This is a genomic window from Vibrio sabulosilitoris, from assembly GCF_055391395.1.
In genome coordinates this window covers 1228232-1253123 of the sequence record NZ_AP029599.1, presented here as the reverse complement: position 1 = coordinate 1253123, position 24892 = coordinate 1228232, and the positions used below count along the sequence as shown (strand labels likewise).

Here is a 24892-nt window from a genome sequence, read left to right as displayed (position 1 = left end):
CCATGATATTGGCACTATCAACCTGAGGCTCCTACACTCAAACAGCACCCCACCAAAGGAGCTTCAAAATGCCAACCGCACGCTCACAACAAATCAGCCTTGAAGATACCGCCTACTACCATTGCGTGTCGCGATGTGTTCGTCGTGCCTTTTTGTGTGGGTTTGATGACGCTTCGGGTAAGAGCTATGAGCATCGTCGCGGTTGGGTAGAGAGCCGACTTTTGCAGCTTGCTAGCATTTTCGCGATTGATGTTTGTGCTTATGCCGTGATGAGTAATCACACTCATATTGTGCTGCATATTAATGAAGAGCAAGCGATGGCTTGGGATACGCACGAGATATTACGGCGCTGGCATCAATTGCATAAAGGCACCTTGCTCACCACCCGATTTATCAATGGTGAATCGTTGGACAAGGCCTCACTGCAGTCAGTGATGGAAACGGTTGAAGTATATCGCAAGCGGCTGTATGACATCAGTTGGTTTATGCGCAACCTCAATGAGAGCATTGCTCGTCAAGCCAACAAAGAAGATGGTTGTACTGGTCGTTTTTGGGAGGGGCGATTTAAATCACAGGCACTGCTTGATGAAGCAGCCTTAGCGGCTTGCATGGCTTACGTTGACCTAAACCCGGTTCGAGCTAAGATCGCTGAGACACCAGAGCAATCAAACTATACTAGCGTTAAAAAGCGGGTCGAGAGCCTGCATCAATCGAGCGCTAATAAGCCACCTCAGCCTAAGGCCTTGTTTCCATTCGTCGGTAACCCACGCAAGCACATGCCTCAAGGGCTGCCCTTTCGACTCAAAGATTATCTGGCTCTAGTTGACATCAGTGGACGAATTCTCCGGCAAGACAAGCGTGGTGCTATCTCGGAGCAACACCTTCCCATCCTTACGCGGTTGCAAATCAGCGAATCTGTTTGGGAGTCACTGATCACTACGCTTGAGAAAGAGTTCACTGGCCCAATCGGAGGTGAGCAATCATTGCGTCAATATCAAAGTCACAAGGGTTTACTGCGGATCAGAGGCGTTGGGGCCGCAAAGCGTTGTTTCAAAGCTGCATAGAGACGAAGTACAGCAAGCCTTTGTTCCCCATTGACCCAACCTTCGAATCAAAAGTTCAACTGTTGCCAGTGTTGTTCAAGTTTAGTCTTGTGTTCCTCAAGCATTGGAAGCTCCTTTAACAACCCCGGCCACTTAGTTTTCGCAACGGTCATGACTTCCAGCAGATGAGGCTTAATAGCAATCCAAGGAGCCCCCACCTTGTCTGACCATACTTCGAAATGCTCGATCGTAATACCAAACCACTGCTTGGTCCCCACCATGTTAAGCGCTAGGCTGTCATGCTCGATGTATGGGGCGGTAAACACCACATCATAAAGTGGAGATAGACGCGGAGATTGCTGATCAGCATAGATAAGCGTCCAATTCTTTAAATGGGCATCACCGTTACCAAGCAAGATATTAATAAGCAGTCTTCGAGCCATTTGTTGGATATCCTTCAATCGCTCCGCGCTTGTTCGATAAAGTACGCTGCCAAGTTGCTCATAATTGACTTTTTGATACTTATCTGAGGGATACAGACCAAAAACTTGTGCAAAGTCCTCAGTATGGATACGACCAGCGCTGCTACGATCAAACCGCTTGATACCATAGGCGTACTGCTCATCTGGCAATCGGATGCTTGGTAACCCTTCTAGCTCACTAAGTTCGATCAGTCGTACTTGCGGAATATCCGCCCCAGCGGCTTCAGCCAGCTTCATACAGGTATACTCATTGACAGGGACACCTTTGTGAACCGTCGATGGTGTTTTGACAATCCACATATCCTCAGAGATTTCCTGATCGATATGGTAACGGCCATCCACGTGAGACGACGAGAACTTCATCTGTACACCAGCCAAAGAAAACTTGGTATCGGCATGCTTCACATCAATCTGTTGAGGCTCTGTCGACAGTCGTTGCTCTAACGCCCAATCAGGTAAATCCCCTGCTTTTATTGGCCGGGCAATAATGGCTCCCGGCAAATTGGAGCCTAGATAGGCAAGGATTGAAAACTCATTATTGGTGTGGCAACGAAGCGATCGCGCTGTCAGTTCTCTTAACGCCCCCTCAGGCAACAGATTAGACAGGACTGGGGGAATCTTATCGGTTCTAATTTGCGGCTTGTTCAAATAAGCAGGGTCAAGCAACTGCCTCAAAGTAAAAACAGGGCGCTGGTGATCTGGTATGGCAGCAAAATCAGGATTGAAAGTCAGAATGTTTTTGCCACCAGCATAATGAGCAATAACCGCAACATCGATACCATGAAGCTGAATATTCAGACCTTCAACCTTCTCTATCTGCTTACTCATTATTTATCCTCAGAGCCAAACCAAAAACCAAGGTCATCCCCGTCGTCTGGTAATTGGTCACTTTTTGAACCTTCGCCCTGACCTTGAATAGCACTCGCTTGAAGAGCTGGATGCGCTTTTCTGCCTTTGGGCGTGATCGAGAGTTCCAAGTCGAGCCCTTCCAATACCCTAAGTAAGGTGGATAGCTTTACATCACTGCCCGCTTCAATGCGCTGATATTGTTGCTGCTTCATGCCAATCCGCATATACATGTCTTTTTGCTCGATACCGAGCTTTCTGCGCTGCTCAGTAAGCAAGGTTGCAATTTCTTCTACGCTTTTCATTATTTCCACCAAACAACCTAAAAGTTGTTCCAGAACACCTTTACAACATTTTAGTTGTATAGATGTCAAATCACAACTTTTAAGTTGTATGTCTATCTACCAACAACTTAAAGTTGTTTTTCAATACTTTCTGTGAAGGTGAGGGATGCCAAGGAGAGTGCTCTATGATGAGTTCTACTGAACTTAGTGCACCTACGATATTGCTGATTGATTAGACATCAAGTAGCTTAAAGCTCTCCACGACAAGCCCCTCTAGATATCTTGTTGCTTTGCCTTTCAGAGGTTCAACCTTTGAAAATAGTACATAGCCTACTCGTGCATCGACCAGCAGAAACACCAAGTTTAGCTTTTTATACTCATCGCGAGTTCCTTCCCGATCGATCAGCTTAGTCGGGATAATTGTCCATCCCTCCTTTGCGACAAGTTCAAGCACTAATCAAAGGAAAAAGATCACAAGACACCCATGTTAATGGCATTAGTTAATTTGGGAAATTATCAAGACACTCATATTATTAGCAATTATATCAAGACAAGACCAACATACAGTGTCCGCGACGTTGACTTCTATCCAGCCAATGAAATGTATCAATTTGTCAACTTAGTAACAAAGTAGATTCATCAATAAGTCTATAACACATAAAATCATACACTTATAATCGCATAAATGTGGCGCATATTATGCAATTCTCTGTGTAATCAATTCACGATGAGGAGGAAATGATGACAGAGCCTGTGACCGATCGCTATATAAGCTTTTGCGGGATCAATTGCGAAGAGAATGCCAACGCACTAATTGAGGTACTCGATAAGTATCTCGCTCAAGGCGCTGGGCCTGACAAATGGGTAAATTACTTTGTTGAAAAACGCAAAGAACAACTAAAGATGGAAAGAGACAATTTGCACTTTATAGGAAATCAAATCAATACGTTATATCAGTATTTTAGCCTTTGTTCAGATGATAAGGCACAAGCCTTACTTTACAAAATTGAGCAAGAGTGTTGCTAGGTAATAACGAAGCTTAACTTGGTAAAAATACTCCAATTTGCTGTCAGGTATCTTGCAAATCTATCTAAACTAAATAGATGACCTAAACCATGAGACACCCATGATAATGGCCCCCAAACATTTTACTCATCATAACCTCTGCCCTAGATGTTCCAAAAATTTGCAGAAAGAGCAAAAATGTACAAAAGAGACTTCATGGCTACGCTTGTAACAAGGCAAAAAACCATCAGCTATTCGTGCCATCTTCGGTCACATGTTATTGTTATGGGGATCAAATCGTATTTTGAAAAACAAAAGGAACATTGTTATGTCTCAAACTATCGACGATATCCCTTCCATCATTTCTCATATCTCAGTAGGCACAAACAAGCTCGATGAAGCACTAAACTTTTACGACCAAGTGCTGGCCACCATCGGTGCCAGTCGCCAAGAAGAGGTACCTGAAATCGCAGTCGCTTATGGTAAGAAGTTTCCAGAGTTTTGGGTACAAATACCCTATAACCAAAAGCCCGCACAGGTGGCCAACGGCGTTCACTTCGCGTTTATTGCCCCCTCAAAACAGGCGGTACATGCTTTCTATGATAAAGCAATAGAGTTGGGGGCCATATGCGATGGTAAGCCTGGCCCGAGACCAGAGTATGGGGCGCCATATTATGGCTGCTTTGTTAGGGATCTAGACGGGCACAAGATCGAAGCGGCGTTTTGGGATGAAAGTATGGGGTAGTAAAGTCACCAACTAAGAGAGCCAATAGCAAGCTTAGCCAATCGAGTTAAGTCTATCTTGTTTATCTGGATTTACTTTTCAGCTTATCAAACTCAGTGAGCATACCAGGCCATCTTTGTTGACTCTCTGTTAAATTGCAACAAGTTTGATTTCTCTTGTTTTGCAATAATGTTAGTGCTTGGTTTTATTTTTTACTAGTTTAGTCTATGTAACCAAACTTATTTAATTTTCTGGCTTTTGTGTCGGTTTATATGCATAGGTGTTGGCTGAAATCGCTTGCTTATTAATGCTTTGATGACATTGTCTAATTGAACGTCATCTGCGACTTAGCTTTCAGCTAACGTATGAACCGACAACTGGAGTAGAAAGTTGAAAAAAATCATAGCTCTTTCAGTGATCACCTTATTGATTGGGTGTACCGCTGAAGAAAATAAAAACGAAAATACAAGAAGTGTCAGTCTTGGTTTCGATGTTTATCAGGACAGCGGTCCAATGGCACATCGATTGAAAACAGATGAGTTTGCGAGTTATCTTCAAAGCGATAACTATGTAATCAAGGTTAATGGCGAAATTGACGATGCAGTAGGTGTGTTTTCACTTGATGAAACCATCACGGTCGAAGTTGCTGACGGGTATAAACTCTACGTATATTCTCTCGATGAGGAGCGATTAATCGCAGAAGACGCCTCTTTAGTGTTCACCGTCGCTGGTGAGCACACTGTTACTCAAGGTGAAGAGGAAAGCGTTAGATTAAGACTAACGAACCATGATTTTACGTTGGTTACTGTCGGTAACGATGGGTTGGAGTCATTTATCGTAAACGACCAAGATATCCCCTACGTCGATGAAAAATGGTACCGCCACGCCATTGTCAGTGGAAATAATGATGGTGAATACGAAGCTACTTTTACTTCTCCTAATGGTGATGTGGTAACTAAAGTTGAAAAGGTGCAACCGGGTATTCACCATCACTATACGATCAATGTGGGGAGTGATGGCGATCTTGACTTTGACTATGAAGAAGATTGGATCCGTGAAGATGTCGACATAGACAATCCTTGGTGTGCATACACACAGGTTAAAAATGCGACCTGTAACGGATATGCCATTAAACCAATCGATAGCTATTCAGAATTTAGTTTTAATATTGATTTCCCAGAGGACTCTATTGCGGCACAATCTTTATTTGAATCGATTCTCGATTTTGAAGAGGAACTCATTGACTTTAAACTGACCTTTCAAGATAGCTACAGTACATTCACATATAATAGTGAAGAACAGTCTTTTTATGAATGGTGGAATGATCATGAGCACTTCCACGTCAATAAAAGGCTTATACCATTTAAAAGCTCATATGAAGATGGGTTTATGAAGTTCGTTGGAAAAATGAAAACAGGTGGTGTAGGTCATGATGAAGTTGTACGCAAAATAGAATTGGTTTCGAATGAGTGTAAAGTTGGTGCTGCTTTATATTATAACTCTGGCTCAATGAATATTGTTGATTGCGACGGGCATTCAATTAAAGTAAAAACCGATGGTGATTATGTTTATCTCTATTTCAGCGATCTATTTGATGAAGATGATGAAATCTTAATAAAAGATCTTTTGCATGAGCCTAGAATTACCTTTGCTCCCGGTAGTTATGATCAAATATGGTGGGTGGAATTTTATTATAAGGGGCAAAGTGAACATCCGGTGCGTTGGGAGCTTGAACGTCATACTTGGGATCAGTTTGTGCATGTGAATGGAGCCCATACAATAGGAACTTGGTTTAGTTTGTCAACACATAGAGATCAATATACCAATCAATTGACCGTAGTAATGGAAGCTCCAACTGATCCTGATGCGACTATTCACATTACAGGCATAGAGCTCAATTATAACAAGTAAGTGAAGAACTACAAATGAAGAAAATTATTGTTATTGCACTATTTATAAGCGCCATATTAGGTTGCGTCAGTGAAGATGACTCAATTGTAAATAGCAACCAAAAAACGATTACGCTCGGCTTCGATGTGGGTATGGAGAGTAGTCCTATGGCCCGTAAATTGGGCACTCAAGAGTTTGGCAGTTATCTAAATACCCAAAACTATTTATTGGCAGTCAATGGTACGGTAGATGATACAGTCGGCTATTTTAATCTTGATGAAACTGTTTCAATCACACTGAATGCTGGCGCTGTATTGACGATATACTCTGATGACGAGTCATATTATCTTGATGAGCCTGTGACGGATGAGTATGTATTGCGAGGTCGACATGTTGTCTCAATAGAAGATGAGGGCAATGTCACTATTGAAATGAAAAATAACGACTTCACTTTTGTTACTGTTCAAGACAACAAGATGTTAAATGATCTTGTCATCAACGACCAATACGTGGAGAGTAAAGAAAAATGGTATCGCCATGGATTCGTTAATGGCACTGATTATCACATTCAATTCATGATGCCTGGTGGCATTGTAGAAAGAAGAGTCGATGCAGTCGTAGGTATGCATCATCACTATCGCTTAATTGGTGATGATTCTAGCGATAGCGACGCAGACTTTGATATTGATGCTGATTGGGAAATGGAAGATATTGATATTGGTGAGGCTTGGTGTGGGTTCATCACTTCAACTTCCTCTAATACCGTGTGCAATGGGTACAAGATTTATGGGAAAAATAAAACTTATAACCATGCCTTTGGTGTAGGGAATACTTTTGGCAAACCAATATTAGGTTCAGCACTTGCAGAATCTCTATTTGAACTACGACAAGACGGCATGAATTACTTTCATGCAGTTTTTTATGCTATCACGAATGATGGGGAAGACGTTGTTCTAGTAACGGGAGTGACAGACCCTATAAAGTACTTCAGAGAGCATGCTGACTATCGTTTCACAAGCAGTCGCAATAGTAACTTGAATGAGTTTGCCTCAATCAGTGTTGAGTATACTGACCCAGACGCAGAAACTAACGAGTCCACCGTCGTTGATTTTCACCTATTTGATAACGGTTGCGACTTACCAACGAACATGCTTAATGAGGAAAACTTCATATCCTGTAAAGGGCAGAGACAATTTAGTGGTTACGCGCACAATGGCGAAGCTATATTCTTCAGTGATCTTATTGCTGATGAAACTAGAATAGGCGATCTTAAAAAGCCAATCATTGAGTTTGGTGAAAATAGTCAATTGACATGGGATGACCTTGATTTCATCGAATTTACTCAAAGAGATCCGGCCAACGACCCTCCAGTAAGATGGTATCCAAGCAGCAAGGATTGGGAAGCCTTCCGTACAACGAACAGAAACAAAAGAGCCTACCTACCAACTGCTTCGGGTTACAACTTATCTCATTCTACAGTTAAGGTTGTCTTCAAAGATTCGAGCTCTGACCCAATTGGTAGTCTCATAGAAGTTGAGAATCTTAGGTTTGATATCTACTAGTTTACGTTAAACGCAAAACTAGCACACTATCATACTTTCACTTAAACCAAAGGCCAGAGAAGATATCTATTCTCTGGCCTTATCTTTTGCTATCGAATAACCGTGAGCACTCCCACTTGCTGCTCTTTAGTCTCACTTGATCTAAATCAAATCTAGTCTACTTTAATGCTCAGCATCCCCCATTTGGGGGATGAAGATAAAAGTCGCCCTACCTATGCTAATGATGTCTTAAGTTGATATTCCGTCTGGCTAGGGAGGCAGCAGCATAGCGCAATGAAAACAGGGATTATTTTACTCGCCGCGCCTCTTATCGCTGGTGGTAGTCACATCGTATTTGGAACCATTAACTCGACGAGTGATCCGCAGCCCAGCTTAGCGTAAGCAAAAAGTCGAACAATCACGCCAGCGGCAACCACAAACTGAGGAATCAAAATGAGCTATATCGATATTCAAAGAGCGTTGCATACACACGGCTTCAACCCCGGCCCAATTGATGGTATTCCAGGTCGACTCACCATCAAGGCCATTAAAGCCTTTCAAGCGGCCCACCAACTGGCAGTTGATGGCCTAGTTGGGCCACAAACCCGTGCGATACTGTTTGCTAACCAAAAGCCAGAGGCTGAACAAGCGTTTCGTATTCCGACCTCGATGCCTTGGCTTGAGAGCGCCTTTCAACTGATTGGCTCCCGAGAGCAACCAGGGCTCGGCTCTAACGAAGCGATCATTGGCTGGGCACAAAATCTTGGCATCAGCGACTATCACGATGACGATATCCCATGGTGTGGCCTGTTTGTCGCTCACTGCATTGGTAGCCAACTCAGTGAAGAAAGCCTCCCTGTCTATCCGCTAAGGGCCAGAAGTTGGCTGAATTTTGGCTGTTCGCTCAGCCCTCAACTGGGTGCTGTGATGGTGTTTTGGCGCCAAAACCCTGATTGTGGCAAAGGACATGTAGGTTTTTACTGGGCCGAAGATCAAGACTATTACCACATTCTTGGTGGTAATCAATCAAACTCAGTCAGCATCACGCGCGTGGCAAAAAATCGCTTACTCAGTGCCAGATGGCCCACTAGCGCCCTTGATGTTGATGGTCAGACTCGGCTGGCCGCTGCCAATGGCACGCTGATTTCGGTTAATGAAGCCTAAGTTACTTTTAGTTGCGCCTGGGGCACTCGACCAATTCATGCTATGAGAGGTGAATATGAGAAGCATAATAGTGCGACGAGTCATATCAGGGACGCTGTAGCAAGCTTATCCACTACTGGAAAGCAGCAACCAAAGACAAGTCTGGTAAGTATACCTCCTCCATTGGCAGTAAATGCCAAGCTGTTGGAGAGCTTTGCTTAAGAGTAGAAAAACTATATCTGAGACGCTTTAACTCAGCGTACGTTATCATGGCACTCATAACATTGCAGGGCAGCAAAGCGCCGTTTCACAGTCGCTTAGGTGCCCTACTGCCCCTCGGCGTTTAGCTCAGGAGTCTTCACTAACACTTAAAATAAAAATCGATAAACCATGGTGACTGCCCTATCAGGCAAGCTTAGCGCTCTGTGGTGAAACAGCCTCAGACTCCGATGGTACGATTCGACGCTCTAGCGAATATTTTCCTCCACCAAAGGTGATCAGCAAGACATAGACAAAACAGTATACTGTCGCCAGTTCGTTGCCGGCCCACCCCTTAGCCATCCCAACCATGTACACTGCAATACCCATAGTAAACAGAAGCATAGCTGCGCTAAAACGGGTGAAAAGGCCGAGAATTAAAAGCAGTGAGCAAACCAACTCGCTCGAGAGTGCCATGGTAAGACTTACCTGTGAGCCAAGACCAAATGGGTCAAAAAAAGTTTGTGACAGCGTCGAGTAGTTCACTAACTTGGGTATTGCATGGGTCAGCATCGCCAAACCAATACCAATACGAACCAACAGTAAGCTTACATCCTCAAGTACGGGTAAACGGTTTGAATGGGTAACAATCGTAAGGATTGACTTCATAACAGCATTCTCTCTATTGATTAAACTAATACTCGAGCCAAGTGGAGAAGAGGTGGCAAGTTTGAGTTAAATATAATTCGAATATTTGTCCAGATATATGCTCTAATATGAAAAGGATTGTTTCATATAGTGTGCAAATTATGGATAGATTGAGTGCAATGCGGGTGTTTGTTGTCGTTATTGAGAAAGGCAGCTTTACGCTAGCGGCAAAACACCTAGAACTCAATCGAGTTAAAGTCACACGCTATGTTACTGAGCTCGAGAGTTGGTTGGGTGTACGTCTTCTTCATCGCAGCACAAGACGTTTATCACTCACACCTGCAGGCGAGAATTTTCTCCAACAATGTTATTCATTGTTGGCCATCTCTGAAGAAATGGAGGATTGCGTTGCAGGTGCAGCAACCATTCCGCAGGGGCAGTTGCGTATTACGGCCACAACGGCCTTTGCCATTAGCCACCTCTCCTCAGCGATTACCGATTTCCTCTCCCTATATCCCAAAGTTTCCGTGGATATGATGATGGTATCCGAGAAAGTCAGCTTGATTGATGATCAGGTAGACCTTGCAATCCGAATCGCTGATCAGCTCGACCCAGGGCTAATTGCGCGAAAGATTGCCCAGTGCCACTCCGTGTTATGCGCCTCACCAGATTACTTACAGGCCAGTGGAAAGCCCAAACAGTTGTCTGATTTGAGCCAGCACAACTGTTTGCTGTTTGCTCAGTTTGATACCCATCAGTGGCACCTTAGTGATGGCAACACCAGTGAAAGTGTGACGGTGTGTGGCCGATTACGCTCTAACGATGTCTTGGCATTACTCGAGGCGACTAGGCATGGCGCGGGTATCGCCCGACTGCCAAGATACCTAGTCAGTGAGGAACTCCTCAGCGGCGCTTTAGTTGAAGTATTGCCACAATGGCAAGCAAAGCCGATGAATATTTGGGCTGTTTATCAGTCGCGTCAGCATATGTCCGCTGCCTTGCGAGGGCTAATTGATTTCTTGGTTGAGCGATTTTCTCATCAGCATGACTGGTAGGGTTTACTCGCGTTAAGAATGCTGTAGGTACTGAACATTACACTTCCAAGCGACGATTTAGAGGCTTGAGTAAACGTTTTGCCAATAAAAACATTGGCAACATTGAGTATCCAAGAAAAACGACAGGTAACTTCATTAGATCACAATGATGATGAGAGCTGGTAGTGCAGAAGCTAATCGCATACATGAATGGTGAACTTGTTAGCACTTTAATTAGGTGACTATTGGTCGCATGGTCAGACAATTCACCAGTAACACTGTATTCAACATTGCAAACCCATAAAACAGCATCAAGCTCAGTCAACTGATATGGCGTGACAGCAACGAGCAAACCGTACAAGATTTGCGGATCATACAAAAGCGCCTGCTGTTGGGAAAACAGTGCGCACTAGCTCCCACCAAGTAAACTGCTTTTCGCACCACCTTGGCCCAACGTATTCATCCAAAATACCCATGCTGATTTTTATATATAAATATCAATAACATAAGTAAGGGTGTTGTCAGTGACTATTTGGCGCTATTTTTGCTTCTCATAGATGAATTACAAGTTTCATTTATAGCTAAGTTAGGGAAAACAATGCAAAAATTAATCAAGCTAGCACTCGTTGTGCACACCATACTCTCACCAGTTGTTGCAGCAGATAAAGTGACTTATCAGTTGGATTGGTTGCCAGGTGGCGATTACGCGCCTGTTTATGTCGGTATCCAACAAGGTTTTTTTGCTGAGCAAGACATTGAGGTCTCTATCGCAAATGGGCGCGGCGCAACGGATGCATTAACCAGAATGGCTATGGGTCGCGCTGATATTGGTACGGTTGATATCGGTGCCTTAATGATGGCCAAAGGCCAAGATGATGTCGCAATTAAGGCAGTATTGCCCTATTTTACCCAGCCACCCCAAGCGTTTTATAGCTTACAAGGCAGCGGCATCGAGTCGTTCAACGATCTCGAGGGCAAAAGAGTCGCCACATCTCCATTCTCCGCATCGAATGTGTATCTGCCACTCATATTGGGTAAAAGCGGGTTAAGTGAGGATGCGGTGAATTTGCTCAAGGCTGATCCTGGCGCACTTGGGCCGATGATGGTCGCGGGTAATACCGACGCAGTGATCGCGTGGGTAACCAATGCACCTCTCTTTCGTGCGCAAGCTGCTACGGTTGGCAAGCAAATCAATGTTATGCCGTGGCATACCCAAGGGTTTGATTTATATAGCTCGTCCCTCGTGGCCTCAGAGCGTTTTCTTGAGCAGCGTCCCGATGTGGCCAAACGATTTGTCACGGCTTTCGCCCAATCGATAGAGTTTACTTATCAGCATCCCGATCAAGCCGCAGCAGCGATCCACGCAATGGTACCAGAAGTCGATCCAGCGATTGCAGCGGATCAGATCAGGAGCATTACTGATCTGGTGTACAACGATGTGACACAAGATGATGGCTTTGGTGTCTTTAATCCTCAAAGGGTCGAGAAGACATGGGAATATGTTGCAACGGCTAACTCGATAGACTTTGACGTGTTAGATCCTCAGACAGTGATTAGCTCTGACTTTCTAAGCGAGTAGTAGTATGAAAAGCACTAACAACCGGGCTTACGTGCAGATGAATGGCGTTGGACATCAATATGATCCAAACCCAAACGCACCAATGGCCATCAAAGGCATAGATTTTTCAATCCGACGTCATGAGTTTATTGCCGTTGTCGGCCCTTCTGGCTGTGGCAAGTCAACACTATTACGCTTAGTCTCAGGGCTATTACTGCCCTCACAAGGCACTGTCTCAGTCTTTGATCGCCCCGTGACACAGCCTCGTGATGATGTTGGGATCGTGTTTCAAAAAGCCAGTTTGCTCCCCTGGCTCAGCGCCAAAAAGAATGTGTTATTTCCTTTAAAACACAAATATGGCGGCTATAGCGTCAAAGACGAGCAACGTGCTGATGAGCTGCTTGAGATGTTGGGGTTATCCCAGTTTGCAGACAGTTTACCAAGTGCATTGTCTGGAGGAATGCAGCAGCGATTGGGTATTGCCAGGGCTTTACTTTTAGACCCAGACATTCTGCTGATGGATGAGCCTTTTTCCGCGCTCGACGCCTTGACGCGAGAACAAATTGGGTTTGATTTGCTCAGGATTTGGCAGGAAAAGCCTAAAACCGTCCTTTTCATTACCCATTCGATCAGCGAAGCCGTGCTGCTTGCTGATCGTGTTTTGGTGATGAGTGAACGGCCCGGCACAGTGCTCGACATTATTGATATTGATCTCCCACGACCACGCACAAATCATACCGTGACATTGCCACGTTTTATCCAACTAGCAGAACAAATTCGAGGGCACATTTATGCACCAATTGCGACGGCATAAACTATCAACAACTGAGTTAACTTATAAAATTGCTCCGGTGGCTTTTTTTGTCAGTCTTGTCTTGGTCTGGGAGTTGGTGTGTCATATTGGTCAAGTACCTGACTATATGCTGCCAAGCCCTACGACCATTGCTCGAGCATTTATTGACGTTGACGCATCTCGTTGGTTGGATCATTTATGGGCAACGCTGCGGGTGGCCCTAATGGGCTTTGCTTTGTCGGTGCTGATCGCCATCCCTATGGCGATTGGAATGGCTCGCTCCGAGTTGCTCAATCGAACACTCTATCCATTGTTGGTGGTCGTTCAGTCAACCCCTATTGTAGCGGTTGCTCCTTTGATCATCGTCCTGCTCGGCACCGACGACTCATCAAGAGTCCTGGTTACCTGTTTGATTTCTTTTTTCCCAATCGTCGTTTCGACAACAACCGGGATGAAAGAGACGCCGGTTGAACTTATCGAGTTAAGTCGCTCGCTGCGGGCGCCAAGCTATCGAGAGACGTGGCAAATCAGAGTGCCGTATGCACTACCACATATTTTTAGTGGATTGCGCGTGGCGATCACATTGGCAATTATTGGCTCAGTAGTAGCTGAGTTTGTGGCTGCCGAAAAGGGGCTGGGTTATTTCATTCAATTTTCAACGTCATTTTTTAAGATACCGCAAGCATTTGCAGGTTTGGTTTTTCTGGCATTAGTCAGTCTACTGTTATTCAAATTAGTTCACTGGGTGCAATCCTATTTCTTCCCATGGAGTCTCACTAAGTAACGGGTAAAACAGCTCGCCCATTCTCAATGACTATACCCAAGTAACCTCAAACTGCAGCTTTAGTCAGAGTTACTTGGGTATCTATGGCACCTAAGAACGGATCTGTTACAGCAAGTCCAACAATCAGTTTAGAAATATCAATGAAGTGTCCAGCGGCGAGCGTGAGTAGACCAAGGTTATTGAGCGCACCAATCGCTATCAAAGTGATACCCAGTGATAGCTTAGACTATCAATTTAGCGCGTTTCTCTGAATACAACTAAGTATTCATTCTAAGGATGTATAGAGAGGATCAAGCTGCCCGTATTATTGCTGTATGCCTGCCAGAGCAAACAGACTCAACCCAATATGCCTGTCGATCAGTCAGTCAAAGGAAATTTGGCTAATCACATTCTAGTCTCTGGCTGCTACCCAGAGTTGCTTTAGACGTCTCTATCTCCTGGTCGGCCGTCCTTTCGAGATTGGGGAATTCATCACCATAGCTTTGGACTCGATCGCCGCCGTATACAAAATCAAGAGGAAGTTACGCGTGTCAGCATAACTTCCATAGCCGTTCGACATTAATTACAGAACGAGGGATCGTAGTTATAGACAAATTGAGTTTTAGTCTCAGAGTCAGGAGAAACCCAATCATCCATGGCTCGCAGAGTATCAAAGGCAACTTTGGCACGATTAACTACCTTCTTCGTGTACTTGGCTGAGTTGTCGGCATAATCAAAATCGACTTCTGCGAGCAGTGGCACATCTTGTCCTGAAGGCGCTGACAAATACCAAAGCGTTAATGACATTTCTGCATCGATACTTCCTAAGTCAATCTCTAGACCTTCATAGACTCTCTCATGAATAATTAGGTCGCTAACTGGGGCGATGGCAATATTATTATCAAAGCTATAATCATCTTCAAATCCAGGAAAATGATAATTAATATCCTTCATGTCATTAATTTTGCGTGAGTTCGGCACTCGCGTGGAGTAGCTATAGATGACTTTAAATTCATTTATTGCATTCGCACCAATATCACTCTCAAATTTAGTTTTTGATGAACTCGATGAAGAAGATAGGTCTTCAAATCCAGATATGTACCTATCTGGACTGCGGAACTTTAGTGTCACTTCTGAGTCCCCATCCGTAACGCGATCTCGAAAAGAGTAACCTATATTTTTTAACGTGCATTCTCTTGGCACATCGTAAAATGCGACACTTCGCTCTTTCGACAAAAATGGGCTGCCATTCACTTTTCTATCAATTGATTCTTCAATATTTTTGGCCGCTAAAGAAAGAAATCCATCAACTTGTTGAAATTCATTGTCAAAAGAAAACTTTTCATGGTTCAAGATAAGCTTGTACTCACGAGAGGTTACATCTGGACTCGCTAAGCAGCTTGCAGAGAGCAAAACTACTCCCGTCATTATAATATATTTCATATCATTTCCCTTAAACACCTAACACTAGTAATGAATAAGATATCTGAACAATATTAAGGGTCTAATTAATCTATAATTCAGTATTATGTCATTTCTACAGCAAATTTATTACAATTGACAATTAAAACAGTTACGCGACAAAACACATCATTGTGGGCTTTAACATGAGTGTCATATTAAGTACTTAGTTATGTCATATCATCACTCTAACCTAACGAAAAAAAAGAATAGGTAGCTTTGATGAGCCTGCAATTAAACCAAATTAATAAGTACTTTGATGATGTTCATGCTCTTAGCGATATTAATATGTCGCTAGACAAAGGGGAACTCGTTGCACTCGTTGGCCCATCAGGGTGTGGTAAAACCACTCTCTTACGCTGTATTGCCGGTTTAGAACAGCCGTCCAGCGGTGAGATTATGATTGGTGATCGTTTGATCTTTGGTCAAAAAGACGGCAAAAAAGTCGCCCTTTCGACTCAGCAAAGACAGCTAGGCATGGTGTTTCAAGACTTCGCACTATGGCCTCATTTGACCGTATTCGAAAACGTCGCATTTGGCTTAAAAGCACGCAAAGATACCAAGAACCTTAGCCAGCGTGTTAGTGCCGCATTAGAGCAGGTTCAACTCGGTGCGTTTGCAAACCGTTACCCAAGTCAGCTCTCTGGTGGCCAACAGCAACGTGTATCCATTGCACGCGCTATTGTGACCCAGCCAGCCTTAATCCTGCTTGATGAGCCCTTATCAGCCCTCGATGCTGTACTAAAAGAGCAAATTCAGCACCTGTTGGTATCTGTGCTAAAGGAGAACCAGCTGACGGCTGTCTATGTCACCCACGATCAATCGGAAGCGATGTCGATGGCAGATAAAGTAATGCTACTTAGCGATGGCAAGGTGGAGCAATTTGCAACACCAGAAGCGATCTACCACCAGCCAAAATCTGAATTTGTCGCCAACTTTATTGGTAAAAACAATCGAATTCGTCAAGGTGAGCGAGTTTCTTTCGTTCGTATGGAGCATACCCGCTCACAACCTAATCAAAACAGTGATGATCTTAAGTTTGACGCTGTGATCACCGCCTCCAAGTTTCACGGTCAGCACTACCTTATCCAAGCCGATATGAGTGGTGAAAAGTGGCACTTCAGTGCCAACCAGCCGTTAACAGCCGGTCAGTCAGTTTCTCTGTACTGTAACCGTGAACATATCTACTCAATTCCTGCATAAGGTACATACAATGAAAAAGCTGACTTTCTTAGCCATCTCTCTTGGTCTGGCTACGGGCGCTGTCTCTGCCGCTGATCTCACTGTCTACACAGCAGGCCCAAAAGGGCTATCGGATAAACTCATCAACGACTACCAGCAAGTATCAGGTAAAAAAGTCGCAACGTATGAAGCGACGACAGGTCGTATCTTAGGTCGCTTGAAAGCAGAGCAAGCACGCCCAGTTGCCGATGCGGTGATTCTGGCTTCTTGGCCAGCAGCGATGGGTTTGCAAAGTGAAGGCCTACTGCACAGCTTTGAGCCTGAGCACGCAGAACACCTGCGCGAAGGCTGGAATAGCGACAACCAACTGTTTGCCTACTCTGGCTCTGCACTGGGGATCACCTATAACACGCTTTTGGTTGAGCAAGCGCCAACCTCGTTAACAAGTTATGCTGAAAAAAAGTGGCAGGATCAGGTTGTGATCCCAGACCCATCTGAGTCAGGCTCAGCGCTCGACTTTCTCTCGGGCTTTATTGCTGACGACGCTGACAAAGCATGGCAGCTATTTTCTGCGTGGCAAGACAACGGTATTGATGTGAATGGTGCCAACCGCCCTGCACTCAACCAAGTCGTCAATGGCTCAAAGGCCGTTGTGCTAGCCGGGGTTGACTACATGGGCTACAGCGAGAAAAACAAGGGGAATCCGATTGAGGTTATCTATCCAGAAGAAGGCACCGTTATTGCTCCTCGCGCGGCAATGGTTCTAAAATCAAGCCAGAACAAGCAAACCGCTGAGGACTTTGTTTCCTACCTATTGAGCGAGCGCGCACAACAAATAGTCGCAGACGAAATGCTATTGCCTGGCCGCAGCGACGTGCCAGCTCACCCTTCTCGCCCTGACTATGCCGATATCAAATTGCTGGATTATGACTGGAACTGGATGTTCGATAACCAAGCCTCGGTCACTACAAAATTTAGCAATATGTTCCGCTAATACTCTCAACTGGAGAGGTAATGTGCCTCTCCAGCTCCTGTTTTACTTCTAGTCTAAGAACCTCTATGACCGCCTTTGCTTCTCCCTCAACCCCACCTAAACATGTACTACTCGCTTTACTCAGTTTGTTTATCCTGATCCTGCTGCCTGTGAGCACGATTTTAGCCCATAGCATTTATCAACAAGGTCAATGGCACTTTGTCAGCTTATTTCGTCAACTTGTCGATAGTTACACCCTAAATGTACTTTGGAACTCGATCCAGTTGGCTTTATTGGTGACCCTCGTTGCCACGCTGCTGGCAGCCCCCCTGGCATGGATCACGGCTAAAACCTCGATGGGGAAGCACAAATGGCTGGATATCGTGGTGCTGATCCCATTTATGACACCACCGTTCATCGATTCAATGGGCTGGATGATCTTTATGCGTCCACGCGGCTATCTTGAGCAGCTGTTACCAAGTTTAGCGGGTTTCCAGTCTGGCTTTTTCTCTCTGGCTGGAATGGTACTCATCATGAGTTTATCGCTGTTTCCATTCATGTATTTGGTGATTAAAAATAGTCTATTGCGCATCAATGCCAGCGTTGAAGAAGCGGCAGTTATTTATGGCGCCACCCCGCTCTATTCGCTGACAAAAGTGACCCTACCTCTGGTGTTATCTGGTTATGTCATGGGGGCGTTACTGGTGTTTGTTAAGACGATCTCTGAATTTGGTACACCCGCGACCCTAGGCAAACAAATTGGTTACTACGTACTGACCACTGAAATCCACCGTTTCACCTCCACTTGGCCAATCGATTTTGCTAAAGCGGCCACGCTCTCATTAGTGCTTTTGACCGTCAGTATGCTGATGTGGATGGCTCAGCTGCATATCTCTAACCGCTATCAGTATCAACTTATTAGTGGTAAAGGTAACAAGTCGCGCTTAATTACATTGGGGCGTTGGCAACAAGTACTGTGTTGGCTGATCATTGGTGCTGTGCTGTTTTTGTCCATCGGCATTCCCTACTTTTCTATCACAGCGACCGCTCTGCTTGATCTCGCGGGACTAGGACTGAGCTGGAGCAACCTCACTCTAAAGCATTTTGCCAGCGTATTTGATGTCGATGGCGCAGCATTTAGCGCTTTAACCAACAGCGTTAAGCTCAGCTTCTATGCAGCAACTCTGTGTGCTGTACTGGGTATTTGGTATGGGCTAATCATCGTAAAAGGTCGAACTAAACTTAGCAAAGTCATTGATTTTTCGAGCTTGTTGTCTAATACCGTGCCCGGCATTGTGGTGGTATTTGGCTTAATACTATTTTGGAATTCACCACTCAATCCTGCCCCGGTATACAACACCAGCGCCATGCTTGTCCTGACTTATGTCGTGCTGTTTCTGCCTTACACTGTCCAGTATGTTAAATCCGCCGCCGAGCAAATCAGCTCCAGCTTGGAAGATGCTGCGCGAGTCGGAGGGGCATCTGATTGGTTCCAGTTGACTAAAGTTACCTTACCTCTGATTTTCCCAGGCGTTCTTGCTGGTTGGACGATGAGCTTCATTATTGGCCAACGCGAGCTGGTGGGCTCACTGATGGTTAAACCACCGGGCGTAGACACGACGGCGACCTTTATTTTTAGTGAATTTGACCAGGGTAATACCAGTCTTGCCATGGCGATGGCACTGGTTGTGGTGAGTGTCACCGTCGCTATCCTATCACTCCTCAAGGTAATTGAGACTCGATATATCAAGAAGGTATAAATAGACCATGTTCGAACTCGATAACCTGATCATTGTTATCGCATCACTGCTTGCCTCCACCATCTCGGCCATCACTAGCATGGGCGGTGGCATTATTGTACTGGCAGTCATGTACTCAACCATGTCCAACGTACTACTCGCGCTCACGCTACACTCTTGGTTTGGCCTATCGAGTAATATTTCTCGTGCGATTGCCCTGAGAAAAGATGTGCAGCACAGAAAGGTCGCTCTGTTTCTGCTTGGCGGGCTGCCCAGTTCCATTGCCACTGTTTTCGTGTTTAATCATTTGATTGCAACGGTAAGCTGGTTTGAGGATGGATTCAAGATGGCGATAGGCTTGTACATACTTTCGACTCTGCGCAAGAAAAAACAGACTGAAAAAGATAATCAATCCACTAACTACTGGAAGCTGGGCATGTTTGCCATGCCAGTCAGTGTTTCCTTTGGTGCCAATGGTGCTTTGATTGGTAAGAAAATAGCTCAAGATATAAGCTGTAAACGTCAGATTGTGGCCACCTCGTCTTACTGCCAACTGATGGGGCATATATTTAAAATTGTGGTTTTTTATTTACTTTATAAAACCAACACCATCAATAGCTATACCGTGTATGATGACTTTAGCACCTATCTACCGATCATTTTTGCGATGTTTCTATTCTCGCTTGTAGGCACCTACCTTGGCCGTAGCCTACTTGATAAAGTCAATAAATCGTTATTTGATAAGATATTTAAATCATCTATTTTAATCTCATCACTGATGATTATCTTTGGCTCTGTGTCGCGTATGATCTAGTTTGCTATGTAAGTCCTTACTACCTCTCTAATGCTTTTCAGCATATCAACGCCCATTGAGAGGTGGCTAGCCCGAAAGATTTAGTGGCAAGAAAATCAAGTGACATCCATCAGGGTAACCGCTCCCAACCTTGCCACAAAAGTAGGGTGAAAATCGAATAGAGATTCAAACCGCCACAGATGAATACAGGCCCATGTAATTAACAGCTCATGTTTCCGTAATAGTTTAATTTACATAAAATTGACATAGTAATTTAACCCTCTGTCGATAATCTCGTCTTTCGGTCTGACTATTTATAGTCGAAATCAAATATACCTGGATATAAAATGAACAAGAAACTATTAGCGTTAGCTGTTACCTTGGGTTCCGTAGGTTTGGTTGGATGTAACTCTTCCGACTCAGATAACCAAGTAGCACTGGATCTTCGTATCCTCCATATTAATGATCATCACTCTAAACTCGATGCAACTGGACCAGTATCATTGAATCTTGGTGGTGTTGACACTCAAGTTGAGATCGGTGGTTTTCCACGCTTAGTAACGAAGTTTAACGAGCTACAAAATAGTAACACGCTTCGCCTGCACGCCGGTGATGCTATTACAGGCACCATGTATTACAGTTTATTCCGAGAGGAGCTGCCTGATGCCCTGATGATGAATCAGGTCTGCTTTGATGCATTTGCTCTGGGTAACCACGAGTTTGATGATGGTAACGTGCAGCTTGCTCACTTTATTGCTACCCTGAAGAACGGTGAAGACGCTTGTGGTACTGAAGTTCTAGCGGCGAACATTGAAGTCCCATCAACCAACCCTATCTATGGTATCTACGAACCATACAAGATTTTCGATATTGCAGGCCAGCAAGTTGGTGTCATTGGTATCGATATCTCTAGCAAGACTCAGGCTTCTTCTTCACCATCCCCTGATACTGAGTTTTTCGATGAAGTTGAAACTTCACAACGTTATATCGATATCCTGCAAGAAAAAGGCGTCGATAAAATCGTCCTTCTGACGCACTACATGTACAGCAATGACATCGCAATGGCGAAGCAGCTAAATGGGGTTGATGTGATTGTCGGTGGTGATAGTCATTCACTTCTAGCTGACGGTGATTTGCACGCAGAAATCGGCTTTGGTACACCTGATGGTGAGTACCCAACCATAGTGCAAAATGCAGATGGTAACGATGTGTGTGTTGTCCAAGCATGGGAAAATGCTCTACTGCTTGGTGAGCTAAACGTCAGCTTTGATACGAACGGTAACGTGACTCAATGTTCAGGCACACCTCACTTACTATTGGGCGATGAGTTTATTCACCCAGACTTTGATGCAGAAGAAAACCCTGATGCCACACACACTACTGAAGAGTTAGCGGCAATCCAGCAGTTCATTGCTAGTGAGAAGGCGCTGAGTTCAGTTGCTGAGGATGAGACCACCGCTGAAAAGCTATCTTACTATGCCGATCAGGTTGAAGAGAAGATGCAAGAGATCATTGGTTTTAGCGATGGACTTCTATGTAATGAACGTACACCAGGCTCTAACCACTCTTCTGGTGCCGAGTGTGTGGCAGGAAGCCCTGAGCGTGAATTCATGAACCAGCATGGGAGTATCATGGGTAACGTGGTTTCAGAAGCGTTTGTGGATTTATCTATCCGAGCCGATATCGCTATCCAGAATAGTGGCGGTGTTCGCAATACAATCTCAAAAGGTGAAGTCTCTGTCGGTAATGCGTTTAACGTTTTGCCGTTTGATAACCTGCTAGTCAACCTAGATATGAAAGGACAAGAGATCATCAACACCATCGAAGATGCCATCGATAATGTGGTTGTAAACAGTTCAAGTGGTGCCTTCCCTGTGGCCGCTAACCTTCGTTTTGATGTCGATATGAATGCAGCGAAGGGTGCACGCATCACCAATGTGGAAGCACGTCGCAAGAATGAAGATGGTTCATTTGGTGAATGGCACGCCATTGAGCTAGACGGAGATTATGTTGTTGTCACCAACGACTTCATCGCTCAAGGTGGTGACCGCTACGACTCGTTTGTTCCTGTCTATGAAGATGAAGAGCGTCGCGAAGATACCGGCCTTTTATACACTGACTCGCTGATCAACTACATCAAGAAGCTGGAAGCTCGTGGTGAAAGCCTCGACATTCCTGATGAGTCTGAGATGGCAGTGAAAAGCTTTGTTGCGCTGAACTAAGCTTTAAACGATAAAGTTGGCAATGATTGGTTGAATCAACCTCTCATCTGATTAAAAACCGAGTGCATTCTGTGCACTCGGTTTTTACGAATATCTCTATTCAATGAATGAAAAACTCATTATCCAGCCCCGACAATACGGTCTTGCACCAATCCTATAAAGCAACATAACGTATGATGAACTTGGAGCTCTTGTGAACTCTACTTCAAGCCATACGCTATCGAGTTGATTCATCACTAAATTGGACTAAAGATTTAAAAAAACAGCTCAGTTTAAATCAACACGTTTTTTAGGCTTACCCGAAAGACGTGCGCAACCAATGCGTCACGGCCTCGCGTTGCTCACGAGGACCATTGACCTTAATCCACATCTCATCCAGCGCCTTATCAATCGTGATTTCCCCTTCAAGCAACGCATTGAGCACATTCAGTTCACTTAGGATCATTAGCTCCCCTAACACGGGTCTCGTATCACCAAGGTAATCACTCAGCCAGCGGTAAGAGTCATTAGTGATGGTTGAGTAATGGCCCTCGATCACCTGATAGAAAGTGATGCTCTCCACTGGCATTGTTTCTCTAAGTAACTGAGCAAGCTGCCAATTCAACATCGCTGCTGGTTTTTCCATCTCTGAGATCATCTCAACATCGGTAGCGGCTTTAACTCTTGCAAGGGTATACATGATCCCGGGGTAATTGGGAATATTGAGCGCACCTGCACCATCGTGGAAACCACAGGCAAAGGTATTGGTACTGGCAAGTAATACCGCAAGCCCAAGCGAAATAATACGTTTCATTACGACTCCTCAAGACTTCCGTGTATTGGTATAACATCGCCCCCAAAATAAGGCTTTGGGGGCGATAGGTCTGGCTATTCGATAAGCCGATTATAGGGCTTCAAACTCGCTAGACGCAGAGTAAGTGACATTGCCACCCATCACTGTGCCTTGAACCTCGATGTCACGGATAGTGTTAGGCGCTACTGTTAGAGGGTTAGCGTCTAATACCACGAAGTCGGCGTATTTGCCTGCTTCAAGGCTACCCGCAACCTCTTCCATACCAAACTGATACGCACCGTTAATAGTGTAAGACTCGAGCGCTTGATAAGGTGTGATCGCTTGGTCTGCACCAATCACGCGGCCTGATGTTGACTCACGCATCACTGCAATCTGCATGTTAAGCAGCGGGTCAATATCAGAAACCGGCTTGTCGTTGTGCATTGATGGCTTAAGGCCCACATCATAGGCGTCTTTCATCGCACTCATACGCTGGGCGCGCTCTGCACCTAAGGTATGCTCGTAATGCAGGTCACCCCAGTAGAACACGTGAGTGGTAAAGAAAGTTGGGTTGGCCTGCAGCTCTGCCATGCGCTCGATCTGCTCTGGGCGCGTGTACTGAGCGTGGATCAGCTGTGGGCGGATCACGTGGTTACCGGTTTTCTTCTGCGCATGCTCAATCGCGTTGAGCGCCATATCCGTCGCGCCATCACCATTGGTGTGGAATGCTGGCCATAAGCCATGACCGTAGATATCGAGCATCTGCTGATTAAAGAACTCTTGAGTGCCCTGCGCGCCGCCACTGCCGTATGAATCATCGTAGTAACCTTCCGTCAGGTTGCCAGTACCACCTTGGATTGAGCCATCAGTCCAGGTTTTAACAAAAGGTACAGTAAACAGCTCATTCTCGTGCTCACTGATGGCCTCCACCAGCTGTTCAAAGTCGGCTGCGGCTGAAGAGAGACCGCCCACAATACGTGTTGCAAAGCCCTCTTGTGATGTCGCCTCAGACAGAGCCGTCAGGATACTCTGGTTCATCACACTGAAATCTGATGCTGTCGTGATCCCCATCGCGGCGCGCTGCTGCGCCGCCACTGTGGTGGTGTACGCATTTGCAGTTGGATAGTTAGTCACCATGAATAGCGCCGGCTGACCCGATAGGAAACCGGTTAAGCGGCCATTCTCATCTTTCTCAAAGTAGCCACCCTGTGGATCAGGTGTGTTCTCGTCAACGCCAGCAATCTCGAGTGCTTTACTGTTAACGAAACCGCCATGCCCACTCAAGTGGTAAACGACCACAGGAACATCAGGGAACAACTCGTCCAGCTCATCAATATGTGGTCCACGCTCTTCTTCATAAAGGGTTTGGTCTGCGCCAAAGGCTTGCACCCAACCGTCTTCATTCGGCTCAGCCTGAGCGAGTTGCTGCATAGCATCAGCAAGTTTAGGGTTAGTAAATGGTGCGACATCGGTGATCACAGAGGTGGCGCTCGAGAGGAAGATATGATCATGGGTCTCGAAGAGACCTGGAATGACGGTTTGATTATTTAAATCAACCGCCACCGCACTCTTGCCGACCACGGCGCGCACTTCTTGCTCGGTGCCAACCGCTAGAATACGGCCATTGCTGTAGGCCATCGCTTGTGCTGAAGGCTGCTCTGGGTTCATGGTGATAATGTCAGCGTTTACCAATAGTGTGACGTCTTGGATTTGCTGCTCTGGTGCTACGTCAGCACAACCAATAAGGGTTGCCAATGCCGCTGCAATGCTGGTTTTTTGAATCATTGTCATTGAAGAT

At 45.1% G+C, this 24892-nt stretch carries 21 protein-coding genes; 15 read left to right on the top strand and 6 right to left on the bottom strand.

Annotated elements, in window-relative coordinates; genetic code table 11:
• Positions 1-68 precede the first annotated feature (68 nt).
• The gene (locus ACZ5R2_RS05910; protein ID WP_464901427.1) at positions 69-1064 is read left to right on the top strand and encodes a transposase; all 996 of its coding nucleotides are present in this window, start codon (positions 69-71) and stop codon (positions 1062-1064) included.
• Positions 1065-1111: 47 nt separating this feature from the next.
• Here the strand turns inward: ACZ5R2_RS05910 and ACZ5R2_RS05905 are convergent, their stop codons facing one another.
• Together ACZ5R2_RS05905 and ACZ5R2_RS05900 are read right to left on the bottom strand one after the other, a co-directional pair.
• Complete coding sequence (locus ACZ5R2_RS05905; protein WP_464901426.1) at positions 1112-2353, bottom strand: type II toxin-antitoxin system HipA family toxin; 1242 nt, start codon at positions 2351-2353, stop codon at positions 1112-1114.
• On the bottom strand, positions 2353-2676 hold the full coding sequence (locus tag ACZ5R2_RS05900) for a helix-turn-helix domain-containing protein (protein WP_464901425.1): 324 nt from the start codon (positions 2674-2676) through the stop codon (positions 2353-2355). Before ACZ5R2_RS05900 ends, ACZ5R2_RS05905 begins: the two co-directional genes overlap by 1 nt.
• A 717-nt stretch (positions 2677-3393) precedes the next feature.
• On the opposite strand from ACZ5R2_RS05900, the gene cowN reads away from it, so the two are divergent.
• The 5 genes from cowN (at position 3394) to ACZ5R2_RS05875 (ending at position 8979) form a co-directional block, all read left to right on the top strand.
• Positions 3394-3681, top strand: a complete 288-nt coding sequence (gene cowN / locus ACZ5R2_RS05895) for a N(2)-fixation sustaining protein CowN (protein WP_464901424.1) — start codon at positions 3394-3396, stop codon at positions 3679-3681.
• 307 nt (positions 3682-3988) lie between these two features.
• Positions 3989-4405 carry a VOC family protein gene (locus ACZ5R2_RS05890; RefSeq protein ID WP_464901423.1) on the top strand — a complete coding sequence of 139 codons (417 nt, stop codon included), beginning with the start codon at positions 3989-3991 and terminating at the stop codon, positions 4403-4405.
• Positions 4406-4774: 369 nt separating this feature from the next.
• Positions 4775-6295, top strand: coding sequence for a hypothetical protein (locus ACZ5R2_RS05885; RefSeq protein WP_464901422.1), 1521 nt, complete (start codon positions 4775-4777; stop codon positions 6293-6295).
• 14 nt (positions 6296-6309) lie between these two features.
• Positions 6310-7836: a hypothetical protein gene (locus ACZ5R2_RS05880; RefSeq protein WP_464901421.1), complete on the top strand. Its 1527-nt coding sequence runs from the start codon at positions 6310-6312 to the stop codon at positions 7834-7836.
• Between the two features lie 432 nt (positions 7837-8268).
• Positions 8269-8979 (top strand): NlpC/P60 family protein, encoded by a 711-nt coding sequence (locus ACZ5R2_RS05875; RefSeq protein WP_464901420.1) that lies wholly within the window; start codon positions 8269-8271, stop codon positions 8977-8979.
• Positions 8980-9363: 384 nt separating this feature from the next.
• On the opposite strand, the gene ACZ5R2_RS05870 is transcribed toward ACZ5R2_RS05875, so the two are convergent.
• Positions 9364-9825, bottom strand: a complete 462-nt coding sequence (locus tag ACZ5R2_RS05870; protein ID WP_464901419.1) for a DoxX family protein — start codon at positions 9823-9825, stop codon at positions 9364-9366.
• Between the two features lie 140 nt (positions 9826-9965).
• On the opposite strand from ACZ5R2_RS05870, the gene ACZ5R2_RS05865 reads away from it, so the two are divergent.
• From ACZ5R2_RS05865 to ACZ5R2_RS05850, 4 genes are all read left to right on the top strand, one after another.
• Positions 9966-10859 (top strand): LysR family transcriptional regulator, encoded by an 894-nt coding sequence (locus ACZ5R2_RS05865; RefSeq protein ID WP_464901418.1) that lies wholly within the window; start codon positions 9966-9968, stop codon positions 10857-10859.
• Between the two features lie 577 nt (positions 10860-11436).
• Positions 11437-12417, top strand: a complete 981-nt coding sequence (locus ACZ5R2_RS05860; RefSeq protein WP_464901417.1) for an ABC transporter substrate-binding protein — start codon at positions 11437-11439, stop codon at positions 12415-12417.
• A gap of 4 nt (positions 12418-12421) precedes the next feature.
• Positions 12422-13210 (top strand): ABC transporter ATP-binding protein, encoded by a 789-nt coding sequence (locus ACZ5R2_RS05855; protein WP_464901416.1) that lies wholly within the window; start codon positions 12422-12424, stop codon positions 13208-13210.
• Positions 13188-13973 (top strand): ABC transporter permease, encoded by a 786-nt coding sequence (locus ACZ5R2_RS05850; protein WP_464919426.1) that lies wholly within the window; start codon positions 13188-13190, stop codon positions 13971-13973. The genes ACZ5R2_RS05855 and ACZ5R2_RS05850 overlap by 23 nt, the downstream gene beginning before the upstream one ends.
• 558 nt (positions 13974-14531) lie before the next feature.
• On the opposite strand, the gene ACZ5R2_RS05845 is transcribed toward ACZ5R2_RS05850, so the two are convergent.
• Positions 14532-15395, bottom strand: coding sequence for a hypothetical protein (locus tag ACZ5R2_RS05845; protein ID WP_464901414.1), 864 nt, complete (start codon positions 15393-15395; stop codon positions 14532-14534).
• Between the two features lie 240 nt (positions 15396-15635).
• Here ACZ5R2_RS05845 and ACZ5R2_RS05840 point away from each other — a divergent pair, with 240 nt between their 5' ends.
• The 5 genes from ACZ5R2_RS05840 (at position 15636) to ACZ5R2_RS05820 (ending at position 22322) form a co-directional block, all read left to right on the top strand.
• A complete protein-coding gene (locus tag ACZ5R2_RS05840) occupies positions 15636-16616 on the top strand; it encodes an ABC transporter ATP-binding protein (protein ID WP_464901413.1) in 981 nt (326 codons plus the stop codon).
• A 10-nt stretch (positions 16617-16626) separates the two neighbouring features.
• Complete coding sequence (locus ACZ5R2_RS05835; RefSeq protein WP_464901412.1) at positions 16627-17589, top strand: extracellular solute-binding protein; 963 nt, start codon at positions 16627-16629, stop codon at positions 17587-17589.
• Between the two features lie 65 nt (positions 17590-17654).
• Entirely contained in the window at positions 17655-19328 is a 1674-nt protein-coding gene (locus tag ACZ5R2_RS05830; RefSeq protein WP_464901411.1) for an ABC transporter permease, read from the top strand.
• 7 nt (positions 19329-19335) lie between these two features.
• On the top strand, positions 19336-20121 hold the full coding sequence (locus ACZ5R2_RS05825; protein ID WP_464901410.1) for a TSUP family transporter: 786 nt from the start codon (positions 19336-19338) through the stop codon (positions 20119-20121).
• A gap of 326 nt (positions 20122-20447) precedes the next feature.
• Positions 20448-22322 carry a 5'-nucleotidase C-terminal domain-containing protein gene (locus tag ACZ5R2_RS05820; RefSeq protein WP_464901409.1) on the top strand — a complete coding sequence of 625 codons (1875 nt, stop codon included), beginning with the start codon at positions 20448-20450 and terminating at the stop codon, positions 22320-22322.
• A gap of 295 nt (positions 22323-22617) precedes the next feature.
• On the opposite strand, the gene ACZ5R2_RS05815 is transcribed toward ACZ5R2_RS05820, so the two are convergent.
• Positions 22618-23115, bottom strand: a complete 498-nt coding sequence (locus tag ACZ5R2_RS05815; RefSeq protein ID WP_464901408.1) for a hypothetical protein — start codon at positions 23113-23115, stop codon at positions 22618-22620.
• A gap of 90 nt (positions 23116-23205) precedes the next feature.
• Positions 23206-24885, bottom strand: a complete 1680-nt coding sequence (locus tag ACZ5R2_RS05810) for an amidohydrolase (protein ID WP_464901407.1) — start codon at positions 24883-24885, stop codon at positions 23206-23208.
• Between the last annotated feature and the right edge of the window lie 7 nt (positions 24886-24892).

Coding starts and splice junctions, on each gene's coding strand:
- ACZ5R2_RS05825 (WP_464901410.1), top strand. CDS start 19,336: ATGTTCGAACTCGATAACCTGATCATTGTTATCGCATCACTGCTTGCC.
- ACZ5R2_RS05845 (WP_464901414.1), bottom strand. CDS start 15,395: ATGAAATATATTATAATGACGGGAGTAGTTTTGCTCTCTGCAAGCTGC.
- ACZ5R2_RS05890 (WP_464901423.1), top strand. CDS start 3,989: ATGTCTCAAACTATCGACGATATCCCTTCCATCATTTCTCATATCTCA.
- ACZ5R2_RS05810 (WP_464901407.1), bottom strand. CDS start 24,885: ATGACAATGATTCAAAAAACCAGCATTGCAGCGGCATTGGCAACCCTT.
- ACZ5R2_RS05850 (WP_464919426.1), top strand. CDS start 13,188: ATGCACCAATTGCGACGGCATAAACTATCAACAACTGAGTTAACTTAT.
- ACZ5R2_RS05910 (WP_464901427.1), top strand. CDS start 69: ATGCCAACCGCACGCTCACAACAAATCAGCCTTGAAGATACCGCCTAC.
- ACZ5R2_RS05870 (WP_464901419.1), bottom strand. CDS start 9,825: ATGAAGTCAATCCTTACGATTGTTACCCATTCAAACCGTTTACCCGTA.
- ACZ5R2_RS05820 (WP_464901409.1), top strand. CDS start 20,448: ATGAACAAGAAACTATTAGCGTTAGCTGTTACCTTGGGTTCCGTAGGT.
- ACZ5R2_RS05815 (WP_464901408.1), bottom strand. CDS start 23,115: ATGAAACGTATTATTTCGCTTGGGCTTGCGGTATTACTTGCCAGTACC.
- ACZ5R2_RS05855 (WP_464901416.1), top strand. CDS start 12,422: ATGAAAAGCACTAACAACCGGGCTTACGTGCAGATGAATGGCGTTGGA.
- ACZ5R2_RS05875 (WP_464901420.1), top strand. CDS start 8,269: ATGAGCTATATCGATATTCAAAGAGCGTTGCATACACACGGCTTCAAC.
- cowN (WP_464901424.1), top strand. CDS start 3,394: ATGATGACAGAGCCTGTGACCGATCGCTATATAAGCTTTTGCGGGATC.
- ACZ5R2_RS05830 (WP_464901411.1), top strand. CDS start 17,655: ATGACCGCCTTTGCTTCTCCCTCAACCCCACCTAAACATGTACTACTC.
- ACZ5R2_RS05840 (WP_464901413.1), top strand. CDS start 15,636: ATGAGCCTGCAATTAAACCAAATTAATAAGTACTTTGATGATGTTCAT.
- ACZ5R2_RS05865 (WP_464901418.1), top strand. CDS start 9,966: ATGGATAGATTGAGTGCAATGCGGGTGTTTGTTGTCGTTATTGAGAAA.
- ACZ5R2_RS05905 (WP_464901426.1), bottom strand. CDS start 2,353: ATGAGTAAGCAGATAGAGAAGGTTGAAGGTCTGAATATTCAGCTTCAT.
- ACZ5R2_RS05880 (WP_464901421.1), top strand. CDS start 6,310: ATGAAGAAAATTATTGTTATTGCACTATTTATAAGCGCCATATTAGGT.
- ACZ5R2_RS05835 (WP_464901412.1), top strand. CDS start 16,627: ATGAAAAAGCTGACTTTCTTAGCCATCTCTCTTGGTCTGGCTACGGGC.
- ACZ5R2_RS05900 (WP_464901425.1), bottom strand. CDS start 2,676: ATGAAAAGCGTAGAAGAAATTGCAACCTTGCTTACTGAGCAGCGCAGA.
- ACZ5R2_RS05860 (WP_464901417.1), top strand. CDS start 11,437: ATGCAAAAATTAATCAAGCTAGCACTCGTTGTGCACACCATACTCTCA.